This is a genomic window from Bacillus sp. SKDU12, from assembly GCF_010093085.1.
GTDB lineage: Bacteria > Bacillota > Bacilli > Bacillales > Bacillaceae > Bacillus > Bacillus mexicanus.
Window position 1 is genome coordinate 1 of the sequence record NZ_MSRC01000007.1, and the last position, 16,899, is coordinate 16,899.

At 44.1% G+C, this 16,899-nt stretch carries 17 protein-coding genes, 1 tRNA gene and 1 other annotated feature; of the genes, 16 read left to right on the top strand and 2 right to left on the bottom strand.

What is annotated here, in order from left to right; genetic code table 11:
- Nucleotides 1–21: 21 nt before the first annotated feature.
- The 8 genes from gerE to BTW01_RS06450 all read left to right on the top strand — a co-directional run bounded on the left by gerE (nt 22) and on the right by BTW01_RS06450 (nt 5,146).
- On the top strand, nt 22–246 hold the full coding sequence (gene gerE, locus BTW01_RS06415) for a spore germination transcription factor GerE (RefSeq protein WP_003184172.1): 225 nt from the start codon (nt 22–24) through the stop codon (nt 244–246).
- Nucleotides 247–490: 244 nt separating this feature from the next.
- On the top strand, nt 491–931 hold the full coding sequence (locus BTW01_RS06420; RefSeq protein WP_162102191.1) for a MarR family winged helix-turn-helix transcriptional regulator: 441 nt from the start codon (nt 491–493) through the stop codon (nt 929–931).
- A gap of 7 nt (nt 932–938) precedes the next feature.
- Nucleotides 939–1,757 (top strand): glutamate racemase, encoded by an 819-nt coding sequence (gene racE, locus BTW01_RS06425; RefSeq protein ID WP_162102192.1) that lies wholly within the window; start codon nt 939–941, stop codon nt 1,755–1,757.
- A gap of 114 nt (nt 1,758–1,871) precedes the next feature.
- Nucleotides 1,872–2,969: a spore germination protein GerM gene (gene gerM, locus BTW01_RS06430; protein ID WP_162102193.1), complete on the top strand. Its 1,098-nt coding sequence runs from the start codon at nt 1,872–1,874 to the stop codon at nt 2,967–2,969.
- A gap of 110 nt (nt 2,970–3,079) precedes the next feature.
- A complete protein-coding gene (gene rph / locus BTW01_RS06435; protein WP_162102194.1) occupies nt 3,080–3,817 on the top strand; it encodes a ribonuclease PH in 738 nt (245 codons plus the stop codon).
- A gap of 12 nt (nt 3,818–3,829) precedes the next feature.
- Nucleotides 3,830–4,426, top strand: coding sequence for an XTP/dITP diphosphatase (locus BTW01_RS06440; protein ID WP_162102195.1), 597 nt, complete (start codon nt 3,830–3,832; stop codon nt 4,424–4,426).
- A gap of 14 nt (nt 4,427–4,440) precedes the next feature.
- Nucleotides 4,441–4,950, top strand: coding sequence for a YfcE family phosphodiesterase (locus BTW01_RS06445; RefSeq protein ID WP_162102196.1), 510 nt, complete (start codon nt 4,441–4,443; stop codon nt 4,948–4,950).
- Between the two features lie 122 nt (nt 4,951–5,072).
- A tRNA-Arg gene (locus BTW01_RS06450) sits at nt 5,073–5,146 on the top strand.
- Nucleotides 5,147–5,209: 63 nt separating this feature from the next.
- Here BTW01_RS06450 and BTW01_RS06455 read toward each other — a convergent pair.
- Complete coding sequence (locus BTW01_RS06455) at nt 5,210–6,034, bottom strand: YsnF/AvaK domain-containing protein (protein ID WP_162102197.1); 825 nt, start codon at nt 6,032–6,034, stop codon at nt 5,210–5,212.
- Nucleotides 6,035–6,381: 347 nt separating this feature from the next.
- Complete coding sequence (locus BTW01_RS06460) at nt 6,382–6,738, bottom strand: hypothetical protein (protein WP_162102198.1); 357 nt, start codon at nt 6,736–6,738, stop codon at nt 6,382–6,384.
- Between the two features lie 446 nt (nt 6,739–7,184).
- Nucleotides 7,185–7,434: a binding site (T-box leader), on the top strand.
- A 121-nt stretch (nt 7,435–7,555) separates the two neighbouring features.
- Here BTW01_RS06460 and ilvB point away from each other — a divergent pair.
- From ilvB to ddcA, 8 genes are all read left to right on the top strand, one after another.
- Nucleotides 7,556–9,280 (top strand): acetolactate synthase large subunit, encoded by a 1,725-nt coding sequence (gene ilvB, locus BTW01_RS06465; protein WP_162102199.1) that lies wholly within the window; start codon nt 7,556–7,558, stop codon nt 9,278–9,280.
- Nucleotides 9,277–9,795 (top strand): acetolactate synthase small subunit, encoded by a 519-nt coding sequence (gene ilvN, locus BTW01_RS06470; protein ID WP_162102200.1) that lies wholly within the window; start codon nt 9,277–9,279, stop codon nt 9,793–9,795. Before ilvB ends, ilvN begins: the two co-directional genes overlap by 4 nt.
- Before the next feature lie 23 nt (nt 9,796–9,818).
- On the top strand, nt 9,819–10,847 hold the full coding sequence (gene ilvC / locus BTW01_RS06475; protein WP_162102201.1) for a ketol-acid reductoisomerase: 1,029 nt from the start codon (nt 9,819–9,821) through the stop codon (nt 10,845–10,847).
- The gene (locus BTW01_RS06480) at nt 10,834–12,390 is read left to right on the top strand and encodes a 2-isopropylmalate synthase (RefSeq protein ID WP_162102202.1); all 1,557 of its coding nucleotides are present in this window, start codon (nt 10,834–10,836) and stop codon (nt 12,388–12,390) included. The genes ilvC and BTW01_RS06480 overlap by 14 nt, the downstream gene beginning before the upstream one ends.
- A gap of 20 nt (nt 12,391–12,410) precedes the next feature.
- Complete coding sequence (gene leuB / locus BTW01_RS06485; RefSeq protein ID WP_162102203.1) at nt 12,411–13,508, top strand: 3-isopropylmalate dehydrogenase; 1,098 nt, start codon at nt 12,411–12,413, stop codon at nt 13,506–13,508.
- 39 nt (nt 13,509–13,547) lie between these two features.
- Nucleotides 13,548–14,966 (top strand): 3-isopropylmalate dehydratase large subunit, encoded by a 1,419-nt coding sequence (gene leuC / locus BTW01_RS06490; protein ID WP_162102204.1) that lies wholly within the window; start codon nt 13,548–13,550, stop codon nt 14,964–14,966.
- Between the two features lie 12 nt (nt 14,967–14,978).
- Nucleotides 14,979–15,578 (top strand): 3-isopropylmalate dehydratase small subunit, encoded by a 600-nt coding sequence (gene leuD, locus BTW01_RS06495; RefSeq protein WP_162102205.1) that lies wholly within the window; start codon nt 14,979–14,981, stop codon nt 15,576–15,578.
- A 117-nt stretch (nt 15,579–15,695) separates the two neighbouring features.
- Complete coding sequence (gene ddcA, locus BTW01_RS06500; RefSeq protein ID WP_162102206.1) at nt 15,696–16,700, top strand: DNA damage checkpoint antagonist DdcA; 1,005 nt, start codon at nt 15,696–15,698, stop codon at nt 16,698–16,700.
- Nucleotides 16,701–16,899 lie beyond the last annotated feature (199 nt).

Sequence of the window (16,899 nt, forward strand, 5' to 3'; positions counted from 1 at the left end):
TAGCAAGGAGGGTTACAATACTTGAAGGAGAAAGAATTTCAATCGAAGCCGCTGCTAACGAAAAGAGAAAGAGAAGTGTTCGAATTGCTCGTTCAAGATAAGACAACAAAGGAGATTGCAAGCGAGCTATTTATCAGTGAGAAAACCGTTCGAAACCATATTTCAAATGCCATGCAGAAATTAGGTGTGAAAGGGCGTTCGCAAGCCGTTGTTGAGCTTCTTAGAATGGGTGAGTTAGAGCTTTAATCCTTGCCGGTATTCCTTCTTTTCAGGAAGGAGCCGGTTATTGCTGTTTATAACGCTTGAAACCATATTTGGAATGCTGTGCAAAACTTGGATAGCCAGGCAAAAAACAAAAGTTTCTATTATGATGTGTTTGGCCTAAAGTCCGCTATTTCTCTCCAGTGAGTCTTGCATTTTCTTCAAAAAAGAAGGAAAATAGACACGGAACGCTTTGTGCGTAAGAGATCCTTGAGTGAGGGATGGACAAATGATATCAAAACCTTTGGAGCATGTTGCGGATATTGAAAAGTCACTCCGCCACATTGCCGCGATCATTAAACAAAAAGGACGAGAAATCCTTAACCAATATGCGATCACGCCGCCGCAATTTATCGGCCTGCAATGGCTTTATGAAGCAGGAGATATGACAATCGGCGAACTATCAGGCAAAATGTACTTGGCATGCAGCACAACGACGGACTTAATCGACCGCATGCAAAAAAATGAGCTTGTTGAAAGAGTCAAGGACCCTGCGGACAGGCGCGTTGTCCGGATACACCTTTTACCCGAAGGAGAACGGATTATCCAAGAGGTTATTACAAAAAGGCAGGAATATCTGCACAACATGTTCGAAACGTTTACAGATGAAGAAATAGCCATCTTCGAAAAATCATTGATGAAACTACAGCATGAAATGAAGAGAAAATGAGGCGATTTTGTTGGAACAACCAATAGGAGTCATTGATTCCGGGGTTGGCGGTTTAACCGTTGCAAAGGAAATCATGAGACAGCTACCAAAAGAAAATATTATCTACGTCGGGGACACAAAGCGGTGTCCGTACGGGCCGCGCCCTGAAGAAGAAGTTCTTCAATATACGTGGGAGCTGACGAATTATTTACTCGAAAACCATCACATCAAAATGCTCGTGATTGCCTGCAACACAGCAACAGCGATTGCGTTGGAAGAGATCCAGCGCAGCGTCAGCATCCCTGTTGTCGGAGTGATCCAGCCGGGTGCGAGAGCAGCGATAAAAGTGACGGAAAATCAGCATATCGGTGTCATTGGCACAGAGAATACGGTAAAAAGCAATGCATATGAAGAGGCGCTTTTGGCATTAAATCCTGATCTGAAGGTTGAGAACCTTGCCTGCCCACTGCTTGTGCCTTTTGTGGAAAGCGGGAGATTTCTCGACAAAACAGCAGACGAGATTGTGAAAACATCGCTATATCCTTTAAAAGACACAGCGATTGATTCGCTGATTCTGGGCTGCACCCACTATCCCATTTTAAAAGAATCTATTCAGAGATATATGGGGAAACATGTAAACATTATTTCTTCCGGTGATGAAACAGCCCGGGAAGTCAGCACGATTCTTTCATACAAAGGGCTGCTTAACCAGTCTCCGATTGTTCCTGAGCATCAGTTCCTGACAACAGGAGCACGTGATCAATTTGCGAAAATCGCAGATGACTGGTTTGGCCATGAGGTGGGCCGCGTGGAATGCATTTCACTGCAAGAACCGATTAGAAGATAGTTTTCTCCCGCAACGGCATGTTGCGGGTTTTTTCTGTTTGATGGGAATTCTTCGGTCTATTTCCTAATAAGGCTCGTATACATAATAGTACAAACAGCTTTAGGAGGGAAAAGTATGCTGAAAAAAGGACCTGCAGTCATTGGTGCCACTTGCCTCACCTCTGTCTTGCTTTTATCTGGATGCGGTTTGTTTCAATCTGATAAGGCAGCTGAGGAAATTGATCCGCCTCAAGACGTTACATACGTGAATGATGAAGCGGGGGCCAATTCAAATACAACAGCTGAAAAAACAGGAAGTGAAAAAAGTGATACCGCAAAAGCGGATCAAGCCTCATCCGCAGTCATGAGGGAGCTTTATCTTATTGATAAAAACGGGTATGTCGTTGCGCAAACGCTGCCCCTTCCGAAAAGTGAAGGCACTGCCAAGCAGGCGCTTGAATACCTTGTTCAAGGCGGACCTGTGTCAGAAATCCTTCCGAACGGCTTCAGAGCGGTATTGCCAGCCGACACAGCCGTTAACGTTGACATCAAAAAAGACGGGACTGCAATAGCGGACTTCTCTAATGAATTTAAAAATTATAAGAAGGAAGACGAACAGAAAATCGTTCAATCTGTCACATGGACGCTGACGCAATTCAGTTCGATAGACAAAGTGAAGCTGAGAATAAACGGCCATGAACTGAAGGAGATGCCTGTAGGCGGCACGCCGATCTCAGATGATTTAAGCCGTAAAGACGGGATTAATATGGAAACATCCGGCGTGAATGACCTCACTGCAACACATCCGCTCACTGTCTATTATTTGGCGGAAAACGAGAATAGTGAATACTACGTGCCGGTGACAAAACGAATTGACAATTCGGAAAAAGACGACATCACAGCAGCGATCAATGAACTGGCCAAAGGTCCAAGCAAGGTGAGCGGACTGTTAACGGATTTTAGTGGAGATGTAAAGCTGGTCAGTAAACCAAAAATGAAAGACGGACGCGTAACGTTAGATTTCAATCAATCTATATTCGGCAGCGCCGATGAAAAGACGAAAATGATTTCTTCAGAAGTGCTGAACAGTATTGTGCTGACATTAACGGAGCAGCCCGATATAAAAAGTGTCTCTGTTAAAGTGAACGGTAAATCAGAGCTCGTAAATGAAAAAGGCGAAAAGCTCACAAAACCAGTCTCCAGACCTTCTCAAGTGAATACGGGTAGTTTTTAAATTGAGATTTTTGGTATACTAGAAAGAAAGAGGTTAGCGTTCCGGCTGCCTCTTTCTTTATTCAATTCCGGGACAAAAATGGTTTATGTACATATAATCGGAGGTAAAACATGAGACATGACGGAAGACAACATGATGAGCTGCGTCCAATCACATTCGATTTGGATTTTATCAGCCATCCGGAAGGTTCTGTTCTAATAACAGCGGGAAACACAAAAGTAATTTGCAACGCGTCTGTTGAGGATCGCGTGCCGCCGTTTTTGCGGGGCGGAGGAAAAGGCTGGATTACAGCTGAATACAGCATGCTGCCGCGGGCAACAAACCAAAGAACAATCAGAGAATCTTCAAAAGGAAAAATTTCCGGCAGAACAATGGAGATTCAGCGCTTGATCGGCCGTGCGCTTCGGGCAGTTGTAGATTTAGAAAAGCTCGGGGAACGGACGATTTGGATTGACTGTGATGTCATTCAGGCTGATGGCGGAACAAGAACCGCTTCAATTACAGGTGCGTTTCTTGCGATGTCGATTGCGGTTGGCAAGCTGATGAAAGCGGGAACGATTAAGACAAATCCGATCACTGATTTTCTTGCTGCGATTTCTGTCGGAATTGATAAGGAACAGGGAATTTTGTTAGATTTAAATTATGAGGAAGATTCCTCCGCTGAAGTGGACATGAATGTCATTATGACTGGCAGCGGCCGCTTTGTAGAACTGCAGGGAACCGGGGAAGAGGCGACTTTTTCAAGGGAGGATCTGAACGGTCTTCTCGGACTTGCTGAAAAAGGCATTCAGGAACTGATTGACAAGCAAAAAGAAGTACTGGGTGATTCTCTGCCAGAACTGAAATAAAGACAGAAAGGCTTGATCATCATGAAAGAAGCAATTATTGCGACGCACAATCCGGGAAAAGTGAAGGAATTCAAAGAGATTCTTGAGCCGAAAGATTATGATGTCAAATCGTTAGCTGAAATTGGCTTCACAGAAGAAATTGAAGAAACAGGCCATACGTTTGAAGAAAATGCAATTCTGAAAGCGGAAGCTGTTGCCAAAGCAGTGAACAAAATGGTGATTGCTGATGACTCCGGTCTGTCCGTCGATAATCTTGGCGGAAGACCCGGCGTTTATTCCGCACGTTATGCGGGAGAACAGAAAGACGACCAGGCAAATATCGATAAAGTGCTCAGCGAGCTGAAAGGGATAGAAAAAGAACAGCGCACCGCCCGTTTCCGCTGTGCGCTGGCTGTGAGTATCCCCGGCGAGGAAACAAAAACAGTCGAAGGTCATGTTGAAGGGTACATTGCTGAAGAACCGAGAGGAGAATACGGCTTTGGCTATGACCCGATCTTTATCGTGAAAGATAAAGATCAGACAATGGCTGAACTGACAAGTGATGAAAAAAATAAAATCAGCCATAGAGCTGACGCGCTTAAAAAGCTGTCTAAGCTTTTGGAGGCATAAGGGGGAGTTTATACATGAACGTGCTGATTATCAGTGACAGCCATGGGCTTGAAGAAGAACTCCAAACCATTTCGAAACGGCATGAAGCAGAAGTTGATCTCATGATTCATTGCGGAGACTCTGAGCTTAAATCAGGGCATCCGGTTTTGGAGCCTTATGAGGTTGTAAAAGGGAACTGTGATTTTGCAGGCGATTTTAAGGACGAGCTTCTTCTGACTGCCGGTTCAAAAACAATCTTGGTCACGCACGGTCACCTTCACGGTATAAAACAAACTTTGTTAAACGTATACTATCGTGCAGAGGAGCTCGGAGCGGATATCATTTGTTTCGGGCATTCGCACATCGCGGGAAGTGAAGTGCTGCGCGGAAAACTGCTGATTAATCCAGGCAGCATCCGGCTTCCGAGGGTGCGCAGGACAGAAAGCTATGCTATACTGACATTAGAAAATGATGTTGCGACAGTGCGTTTTTACGACCAAACAGGCCATGAAATTGAGGATCTGCAAAACCGAGTCACACTATGAAAATGTCATGGGGAAGAAAATTTTCTTCCTCATGAAAAAAATTCTAAAAAACCGTTGACTTATTGTTGTGTCCCATATATAATAAATCTTGTCGCTGATAGTTAAGGCGAAAAACAAAGCATGTCCCAGTAGCTCAGCAGGATAGAGCAACGGCCTTCTAAGCCGTCGGTCGGGAGTTCGAATCTCTCCTGGGACGTACCAAAAGAAAAACCTCAAATCCTTTAAGGATTTGAGGTTTTTTGCTGTAGAGTTATGACTTTTATTTATTATTTAACGGATCATCATCCAAGCCATCAGCTTTTCCTTCTTTATGCAGGCGGGGTTCTTCTTTTTTCACAGTTTCAGAAATATGCTCATTTTCTTCTACAGTTCGTTTTCCGACAACCACTTCATCAGTGACAACCGGTTTTTTCGTCACTTCCAGTTTCTCCTCAACGATTGGAACTCTGACCGTTTCTGAATCATTGACAGGAGAAGCGTCCGCTCTGTTTTCATCCACTGGGCGGCGTTCGACATAAATTTCATCATGTCTCACTGGGATGTCCATATCTCTTTGTTCTGTTTTTACTTCTTTTCCTATCTCTACTTCTCCAGTTTGAATATCTTCCTTATCGACTTTCAGCTGTTCTTCCCGCAACGGCATTGTTTTTTCTTCTTTCGCTGTATAATCCGCCATTTCATTTGTGCTGGAAAAGCCGCCTGATAGGGCACTGCCGTTATCGATAGGAGCATTTACATCTGCATCCGTATCAACGGCTACAAGGAGTTTGCCGTCATCCAGATCCTCTTGATACTTGTCAATTTCTCCAGCCTTGATATCCAAATCTGATAATGTTTTGCTATGTTCTGCCGTATCATCCATTGTGAAATAATCTTTTAGTTTATCAATAAAAGATTCAGATCCGCTTTCATGTGCATCGACGGCTTGATTGACTTCTGTTCCTGTTCGTGACTCAAGATAATCTGTATCTCGCCGGCTTGTCACAACAGAAATGTCGTCAGAATCATAACCTTTTGTTAATAAGCCTTCAATCGCTGCGATGGTTTCCTGCGGCGTTTCATATACACCAACTATATTTTTCATATCAATCTCCTCCTTTATCAATTTTGCATTTCATCGTTCATGTTTTTCTAATTCCCGTTGAACTTTGAAATAAACAAAATTGAAAACATCAGAGGAGTTTCAAAGCTATTGCGTGAGACAAAAAAGATAGATAAGATAGCGCCGCCTCTGTACTTTCTAGCCCCATAAAAATGTCTCACAGCTTCTTCGTCGTAAACACACTGTTTGAATTTTAACCCCTCATAGCTGCGTTTCCAGTCTCCTCCTCCAGAATGTGCAGGTTATCAGAACATATTTTACTTCGATAAATCCGTTCTTTTTCTAAATGGAAAAAAGAGCCGAAAACAAAGTTTGGCTCTTGTGTCTTTTTAATATCTAAAGCCCCCATGTACCCCTGATGCTCCGCTGAAGCCGCCAGCATGCGTTGCTGGAATGCTGACACCGCCAGCGGACGTCGCTGGGATACTAAATCCGCCGCCATGGCCGACATAGCCGGCGCCGGCAAATTGCTGTCCGTAAAATCCTGAAGCATATGGAAAAGAGGAGTACATACTGCCGGCAGGGCTTAGCGGGCTGTATGCTTGGCTGTACGGCTGACTATATCCATAACCTCCGATTGGATGATGGCTTTGCTGGTAAAAGGCAGGGGCAGCCGGATAATATTGCGGCGGAAAACTGGGAAAACCTAGGGGGAATCCTTGCATGTCAGCTAATGATTTATTCATCGTATCACCTTTTCTTTGCAAGATACCATCAATGTATGCTGCAGGATGAATGGAAGTGCCTATCCGAAATGAAATGATTTGCTAGGTGATATGTCATATTTCAATCTATATGCCGGCGCTAGTATGTTATAAAATATGACACATTTCTAGGAAATTAAAAAATTCTGGTGTATCCTTGATAGATTAATAAAAAAATTATAAAAACTTATAACATTTGCAATTCCTGATACACCAATGATGAAAGCGTATACAATATAGATTGATTAATCAAAATTGTCTAATAATTTTAAAAATGCTGTTGACACTAGGTCCAAAGCGGCGTAATATGAGTTCAACAAAAGATAAACGCAAGCTTCACAAGCGAAAAATAATCGCAATGTGATCTGAAAAATGTTTAAAATAATAACCTTCAGGAACAGCTGAAAAGCTGTTTCGGAGGCTGAATATGAAAAGCGCAGATGAGGATAAGTAGCCTTGATAAAGTTTCCCACAGAGAACCGGGTTAGCTGAGAACCGGCGAAGCTTTACAAGGTGAACTCGCCTCAGAGTGCCAGTCTGAAATCTTAGATAGTAGGACCTGGCCGGGTGAACTTGATTCACTCGTTATTAAAGCGGATAGAAATATCCATGAGACGGCCGATTATAGGCCGTAAACAAGGGTGGTACCGCGGAAAGAAGAGCCTTTTCGCCCCTTTTGGCTATCGCATTCAACTGCGCGGCTGATTGTGGGTGGAAGGGCTCTTTTTATTGAATAATCAGCTATCAAACGAATAAAAAGATGATCTTTAGAGGATGAAATTCAAAGGGAGGAACTAAAATGGGGACTAACGTACAGGTGGATTCAGCATCTGCCGAATGTACACAGACAATGAGCGGAGCATTAATGCTGATTGAATCATTAAAGAAAGAAAAAGTAGAGATGATTTTCGGTTATCCGGGCGGGGCTGTGCTTCCGATTTACGATAAACTCTACAATTCAGGGATGGTACATATCCTTCCCCGTCACGAACAAGGTGCGATCCATGCTGCGGAAGGATACGCAAGAGTATCTGGAAAACCGGGTGTCGTGATCGCCACTTCAGGACCCGGAGCGACAAACCTTGTGACAGGGCTTGCCGATGCCATGATTGATTCATTGCCATTAGTCGTCTTTACTGGTCAGGTCGCAACATCTGTTATCGGCAGCGATGCATTTCAGGAAGCAGATATTTTAGGAATTACGATGCCGGTGACAAAACACAGCTATCAGGTTCGCAAGCCGGAAGATTTGCCGCGTATTATTAAAGAAGCGTTCCATATCGCAACAACTGGAAGACCCGGACCTGTATTGATTGATATTCCGAAAGATGTAGCAACAATTGAAGGGGAATTCAGCTACGATCATGAGATGGACCTCCCGGGATACCAGCCGACAACAGAGCCGAATTATTTGCAGATCCGCAAGCTTGTGGAAGCCGTAAGCAGCGCAAAGAAACCGGTGATCCTGGCGGGTGCGGGCGTACTGCACGGAAAAGCGTCAGAAGAATTAAAAAATTATGTTGAGCAGCAGCAAATCCCTGTGGCACACACCCTTTTGGGACTCGGAGGCTTCCCTGCTGACCACCCGCTTTTCCTGGGGATGGCGGGAATGCATGGCACTTATACAGCTAATATGGCTCTTCATGATTGTGATCTTTTAATCAGCATCGGCGCCCGGTTTGATGACCGCGTCACAGGAAACCTGAAGCACTTTGCCAGAAACGCAAAGATTGCCCACATCGATATTGATCCGGCTGAAATCGGAAAAATCATGAAAACGCAGATTCCTGTAGTCGGAGACAGTAAAACTGTCTTGCAGGAGCTGATCAAACAAGACGGCAAACAAAGCGATTCGAAGGAATGGAAAAAACAGCTCGCCGAGTGGAAAGAAGAGTATCCGCTCTGGTATGTAGATAATAAAGAAGAAGGCTTTAAACCTCAGAAATTGATTGAATATATTCATCAATTTACAAAAGGCGAGGCCATTGTTGCAACGGATGTCGGCCAGCATCAAATGTGGTCAGCGCAATTTTATCCATTCCGAAAAGCAGATAAATGGGTCACATCAGGCGGGCTTGGAACGATGGGATTTGGCCTTCCGGCAGCGATTGGCGCACAGCTGGCAGATAAAGATGCTACTGTTGTCGCAGTCGTCGGAGACGGCGGTTTTCAAATGACACTCCAAGAACTTGATGTCATCCGCGAATTGAACATTCCGGTTAAAGTCGTCATTTTAAATAACGCTTGTCTCGGGATGGTCAGACAGTGGCAGGAAATTTTCTATGAAGAACGCTATTCAGAATCTAAATTCGCTTCTCAGCCTGACTTTGTCAAATTGTCAGAAGCTTATGGCATTAAAGGCATCAGAATTTCTTCAGAAGCAGAAGCGAAAGAAAAGCTGGAAGAGGCACTAACATCAAAAGAACCGGTTGTCATTGACGTGCGGGTTGCCGGTGAAGAAAAAGTATTCCCGATGGTGGCTCCGGGAAAAGGATTGCATGAAATGGTGGGGGTGAAACCTTGAAAAGAATTATCACATTGACCGTGGTGAACCGTTCCGGCGTGCTGAACAGGATCACCGGTCTATTTACAAAAAGACATTACAACATTGAAAGCATTACAGTTGGACACACGGAGACAAACGGTGTCTCCAGAATCACCTTTGTCGTTCACGTTGAAGGAGAAAATGATGTTGAACAGCTGACAAAACAGCTTAACAAACAGATTGATGTGCTGAAAGTCACGGATATTACGAATCAATCGATTGTCCAGAGGGAGCTGGCCTTAATCAAGGTCGTATCCGCACCGTCAACGAGATCAGAGCTGAATGGAATCATAGAACCGTTCAGAGCCACTATCGTTGATGTCAGCAGAGACAGCATCGTTGTTCAGGTGACAGGCGAATCTAACAAAATTGAGGCGCTTATTGAATTGTTAAAACCTTATGGCATTAAAGAAATCGCGAGAACAGGTACAACGGCTTTTACGAGGGGAACCCAGCAAAAGCCGTCATTCAATAAAACAATATCTATTGTATAAAACATAACAAGGGAGAGATTGAAATGGTAAAAGTATATTATAACGGTGATATCAAAGAGAACGTATTGGCTGGAAAAACAGTAGCGGTTATCGGATACGGCTCACAGGGCCACGCACATGCATTGAACCTTAAAGAAAGCGGCGTTGACGTAATCGTTGGTGTTAGACAAGGAAAATCTTTCACTCAAGCCCAAGAAGACGGACATAAAGTATTTACAGTAAAAGAAGCGGCAGCGCAAGCTGAAATCATCATGGTTCTGCTTCCGGATGAACAGCAGCAAAAAGTTTACGAAGCTGAAATTAAAGATGAATTGACTGCTGGGAAATCATTAGTGTTCGCTCACGGTTTTAACGTTCATTTCCATCAAATTGTTCCGCCGGCTGATGTTGATGTATTTTTGGTAGCGCCTAAAGGGCCGGGACACTTAGTCAGAAGAACATATGAGCAAGGAGCTGGTGTGCCGGCATTGTTCGGGATCTATCAAGATGTGACTGGTGAAGCGAAAGACAAAGCCCTCGCGTATGCAAAAGGAATCGGCGGCGCTAGAGCTGGCGTTTTGGAAACGACATTTAAAGAAGAAACAGAAACAGATTTGTTCGGTGAGCAAGCAGTGCTTTGCGGAGGATTAACTGCGCTTGTCAAAGCAGGATTTGAAACATTAACTGAAGCGGGTTATCAGCCTGAACTTGCATACTTTGAGTGTCTTCACGAACTGAAATTAATCGTAGACCTTATGTACGAAGAAGGGCTTGCAGGCATGAGATATTCAATCTCTGACACAGCACAATGGGGAGATTTCGTATCAGGCCCTCGCGTTGTTGATGCTAAAGTAAAAGAGTCTATGAAAGAAGTGTTAAAAGATATCCAAAACGGTACATTTGCAAAAGAGTGGATCGTCGAAAACCAAGTAAACCGTCCTCGCTTCAACGCTATCAATACGAGCGAAAACGAACATCAAATTGAAGTTGTCGGAAGAAAGCTTCGTGAAATGATGCCGTTTGTGAAACAAGGCAAGAAGAAGGAAGCGGTGGTCTCCGTTGCGCAAAATTAATGTTTTCGATACGACGCTTCGTGATGGTGAACAGTCTCCTGGCGTGAATTTAAATACACAGGAGAAACTCGCCATAGCAAAGCAGCTCGAAAGACTCGGGGCAGATATCATTGAAGCGGGGTTTCCCGCTTCGTCCCGAGGTGACTTTTTAGCTGTCCAAGAGATTGCAAGAACCATTAAAAATTGTTCAGTAACCGGTCTTGCCCGCTGTGTAAAAGGTGATATTGATGCTGCTTGGGAAGCGTTAAAGGACGGTGCTTATCCGAGAATTCACGTGTTTATCGCCACATCGGACATTCATTTGAAACACAAGCTGAAAATGACGCGTGAGCAAGTGGTAGAAAGAGCGGTTGAAATGGTGAAATACGCAAAAGAGCGTTTTCCGGTTGTGCAATGGTCAGCTGAAGATGCCTGCCGCACTGAACTGGCGTTTTTGGCGGAAATCGTCGAGAAAGTCATTGACGCAGGCGCGAGTGTTATCAATCTCCCGGACACGGTCGGATATTTGGCTTCGGCGGAATACGGCAATATCTTTAAATATATGAAGGGAAACGTTCCGAACATTGAGCAAGCAAAGCTTTCGGCCCACTGTCATGATGATTTGGGAATGGCAGTCGCAAACTCACTTGCTGCGATTGAAAATGGTGCTGATCAAATTGAATGCGCTGTGAACGGAATCGGTGAAAGAGCCGGGAACGCAGCGTTAGAGGAAATTGCTGTTGCCCTTCATATCAGAAAAGATTTCTACCAAGCTGAAACAGGCATTACATTGAACGAGATTAAACGTACTAGCGATCTAGTAAGCAAGCTGTCAGGCATGGTTGTGCCGCGCAATAAAGCGGTAGTGGGTGATAATGCATTTGCTCATGAATCAGGTATCCATCAGGACGGCTTCTTAAAAGAAAAATCGACTTATGAAATTATTTCACCGGAGCTTGTCGGTGTGACGGCAGATGCGCTTGTTTTAGGCAAACATTCTGGACGCCACGCCTTTAAAGACCGGCTGACTGCTTTAGGATTCAAATTTGATAGTGAAGAGATTAATAAATTTTTTACGATGTTCAAAGAGTTGACTGAGAAGAAAAAAGAATTCACTGATGAGGATCTTGTTTCTCTTATTTTAGAAGAAAAAGTAACAGACCGCAAGATTGGGTATGAATTTCTTTCCCTGCAAGTGCATTACGGAACAAGTCAGGTTCCTACAGCTACACTTTCTTTGAAAAACCAAGAAAACGCAGAACTTATTCAGGAAGCAGCAACTGGAGCCGGGAGCGTGGAAGCGATCTACAACACGCTTGAACGCAGTATCGACAAAGACTTAGAGCTCTTGGACTACCGCATTCAGTCCAATAGAAAAGGCGAAGACGCATTTGCTCAGGTATATGTGAGAGTTTTGGTGAATGGAGAAGAATCAGCAGGGCGGGGCATAGCGCAAGATGTACTAGAAGCTTCAGCGAAAGCCTATTTGAACGCAGTCAACCGTCAGTTGGCTTTTCAGTCGAGTATGAGCGGATTTAAAAGCCATGCAGCTATCGGATCCTAAAAGAAAGGAGAACGGTTAACTTGAAAAAACGTATTGCTCTATTGCCTGGAGACGGGATCGGCCCTGAAGTATTAGAATCAGCGACAGACGTACTGAAAAGTGTTGCCGAACGCTTTAACCATGAATTTGAATTTGATTATGGCTTGATTGGAGGGGCGGCGATTGATGAACATAACAATCCCCTCCCGGAAGAAACGATTGCCGCTTGTAAAAATGCCGACGCTATATTGCTTGGCGCTGTCGGAGGCCCGAAGTGGGATCAAAATCCTTCTGAGCTGAGACCGGAAAAAGGGCTTCTTAGTATCAGAAAACAGCTTGATTTGTTTGCGAATTTACGGCCTGTAAAGGTGTTTGAAAGTCTTTCTGACGCCTCACCTTTAAAAAAAGAGTATATAGATCACGTTGATTTTGTCATTGTTCGTGAGCTGACAGGCGGCTTGTATTTCGGCCAGCCTAGCAAACGCTATGTAAATAATGAAGGTGAACAGGAAGCTATAGACACACTGTTTTACAAGCGGACGGAAATTGAACGTGTAATCAGAGAGGGCTTTAAAATGGCGGCGGCCAGAAAAGGCAAAGTGACCTCAGTTGATAAAGCGAACGTCCTTGAATCAAGCAGGCTATGGCGTGAGGTGGCTGAAGATGTTGCAAAAGACTTTCCTGAGGTGAAGCTGGAGCACATGCTTGTGGACAATGCGGCTATGCAGCTGATTTATGCGCCGAATCAATTTGATGTCGTGGTGACTGAAAACATGTTCGGCGATATTTTAAGCGATGAAGCATCCATGCTGACAGGTTCACTCGGAATGCTCCCGTCAGCCAGCCTGTCAAGCTCAGGTCTTCATTTGTTTGAGCCTGTTCACGGCTCTGCGCCTGACATAGCCGGTAAAGGAATGGCGAATCCGTTCGCAGCCATATTATCAGCGGCAATGCTTTTGAGAACATCTTTCGGGCTTGAAGAGGAAGCGAAAGCTGTAGAAGATGCGGTTAACAAAGTCTTAGCTTCCGGAAAAAGAACAAGAGACTTGGCGCGAGGCGAAGAGTTCAGCAGCACTCAGGCCATTACAGAGGAAGTCAAGGCAGCAATCATGAGTGAAAATACAATTTCTAATGTGTGACAGCTTATTTAGTTCACAGATAGAGGGAGGAAATAAAAGATGATGCCTCGAACAATCATCGAAAAGATTTGGGATCAGCATATCGTAAAACATGGTGAGGGAAAACCGGATCTTCTCTATATTGATTTGCATCTTATTCATGAGGTGACATCTCCTCAGGCATTTGAAGGGTTGAGACAAAAGGGAAGAAAGGTCAGAAGACCCCAAAACACATTTGCGACAATGGACCACAACATTCCGACCGTCAATCGTTTTGAGATCAAGGATGAAGTCGCGAAACGCCAAGTGACGGCGCTTGAACGAAACTGTGAAGAATTTGGCGTGCGCCTTGCTGATCTTCACAGCGTGGATCAAGGGATTGTCCATGTCGTCGGTCCTGAACTGGGCTTAACACTGCCAGGGAAAACAATTGTATGCGGTGACAGCCATACATCGACCCATGGAGCATTCGGCGCTCTTGCATTCGGAATCGGAACGAGTGAAGTTGAACATGTCCTTTCCACACAGACACTTTGGCAGCAGCGTCCGAAGACACTTGAAGTGCGTGTAGACGGAACGCTTCAAAAAGGGGTAACGGCAAAGGATGTCATTCTTGCTGTCATCGGCAAATACGGTGTGAAATTCGGCACTGGCTACGTCATTGAATATACTGGGGAAGTATTCAGAAATATGACGATGGATGAACGAATGACTGTATGTAATATGTCAATCGAAGCAGGGGCAAGAGCCGGTTTGATTGCACCTGATGAGGTGACGTTTGAATACTGTAAAAACCGCAAGTATACGCCAAAGGGTAAGGAATTTGACAAAGCTGTAGAGGAATGGAAGGCGCTGCGTACAGATCCGGGAGCAGTTTATGATAAATCTATTGTCCTTGATGGCAACGACATTTCTCCTATGGTGACGTGGGGCATCAACCCGGGAATGGTTCTTCCTGTGGATTCAGAAGTCCCTGCGCCGGAAAGCTTTTCTGCAGAAGATGACAAAAAAGAAGCGGTTCGCGCTTATGAATATATGGGACTGACCCCTCATCAAAAAATTGAAGACATCAAAGTCGAGCACGTATTTATCGGCTCCTGCACAAATTCACGCATGACTGACCTTCGCCAGGCTGCTGATATGATCAAAGGGAAAAAGGTAGCTGGCAGCGTAAGAGCCATCGTCGTTCCAGGATCTCAAAGCGTGAAGCTTCAGGCTGAACAGGAAGGGCTTGACCAAATTTTCTTGGAAGCTGGATTTGAATGGAGAGAGTCAGGCTGCAGCATGTGTTTGAGCATGAATAATGATGTTGTTCCTGAAGGAGAGCGCTGTGCGTCAACCTCTAACCGCAACTTCGAGGGCAGGCAAGGAAAAGGTGCAAGAACACATCTCGTCAGCCCGGCAATGGCTGCAATGGCTGCCATTCACGGACACTTCATTGACGTCAGAAAGTTTTATCAAGAAAAAACAGTTGTATAAGGAGTGCGCGAGATGGAACCTTTGAAAACACATACAGGAAAAGCAGCCGTGTTGAATCGAATCAATGTTGACACAGATCAAATTATTCCAAAACAATTTTTGAAGAGGATTGAAAGAACAGGCTACGGCCGCTTTGCATTCTTTGATTGGAGATATGATGAGAAAGGCGAGGCGAACCCTGAATTTGAATTAAACCAGCCTGCTTATCAAGGTGCATCCATTTTAATTGCAGGAGAAAACTTCGGCTGCGGCTCATCGCGTGAGCATGCCCCGTGGGCGCTTGATGATTACGGATTTAAAATTATCATTGCGCCGTCATTTGCTGATATTTTCCATCAGAACTGCTTTAAAAACGGTATGCTGCCAATCCGCATGCCATATGACAATTGGAAAAAACTTGTCGGCCAATATGAAAACCAGTCATCGCAAATGACAGTTGACCTTGAAAAACAGCTCATTCATGACAGTGAAGGCAATCACATTTCATTCGAAGTCGATCCGCATTGGAAAGAGATGCTGATCAACGGTTATGATGAAATTTCTTTAACACTTTTGCTTGAGGATGAAATCAAGCAATTTGAATCACAAAGAAGTTCATGGCTTCAAGCCTGAGAAAGCTGCCGCATTTGTTCGGCGGCTTTTTTCGCCTGGAGAAACCTTTCATTTCTTGTGTTTGTTCACAGGTGTTGATACACTTGAACAAAATAAATGCCTGAAAGGAATATAGGTATGACGCATGACAAGAAGAACGCAAAAATTATTCCTTTTCCTCATCTAAAAGATCGTCTTGTGGAAAAAGGGATGTCATCACTAAAGGATAAAAAGTATCAAGAAGCACTTGAACTCTTTTCAGAAGCAATGAAATATGATGATACTGAATCCGATCTTCACTTAGGGATGGCCATCTGCTTTTTAGAGCTGGGCGAATTAGAAGAAGCAAAAAGCGTGTGCGAAAAGATGTTAAGAGAAGGCTATGGCCATTATTTTACGGTTTTGCAGGTGTACATGACCATCTTGATTCAGCTCAAAAAATACGAAGAAGTCAAAAGCACTATTGAAGCTGTTTTGGAAGAAAATCAGCTCCCGGCAGAAAGTGCAGAGCAATTTTATAAGCTGCTTGATTTCAGCCGAAAAATGGCCGATCCGGAACGTGAGGACGAGGCGTGGGCTGAGGAGTATGAGGATACAATTGATACTGAAAAAGTGCTGGCAAGCCCTGAAGAGCAAATGAATCTCATTCATTCCTTAAAAGACCGCAATGTAGCGAAGTATACAGGCCTGCTCAAAACAATTCTTCAAGACCCCTCAGCTCACCCGATTATTAAAACGATGATTGTGATGTTGTTGGCCGAGCACGAGTACAGCAAACCTGTGCACATTACTAAATTTGGCGAATCGTTGACAATTGAACCGTCTGAGATTGTTCCGCCAGATGCTGCTCCGATTTTACATCGTGTTTTAAGGGTGCTGGATGAGACGCTTGGAAATGAAAACCCAACCTTATATGCGGCAGTGGAAGAATTGTGGAGAAGACATTTGTACGTTTTATATCCGTTCCAGCCAAAATTGCTGTCGGCCGATCTCTGGGCAGCTGCCCTTCATAAAGTCGGTTACGAGATGCACGGGATTGAAATTGAAAAAGAAGAACTTCATATGATGTATGAGTTTATTGACAAAGAACTCGATGAAGCGTGCACAATGATTAAAGATCTTGAAGAAATTTCTTATTTGTAAATCGCGCCATATAGTTGAAAGCGCTATGTGTTATGTTATAATATAATGGTTGTATTTGTGTATAACGGGTTATAAGAAATACGGTTGGACAGGCTTTGCAGTTCATTATTAACATCTATACATAATGATTCTGATCTTTGGCAGCTTTGATTTTGTTGGACGAAGCCGAATGATTGCTTTAGAATGGAAGACCGACACA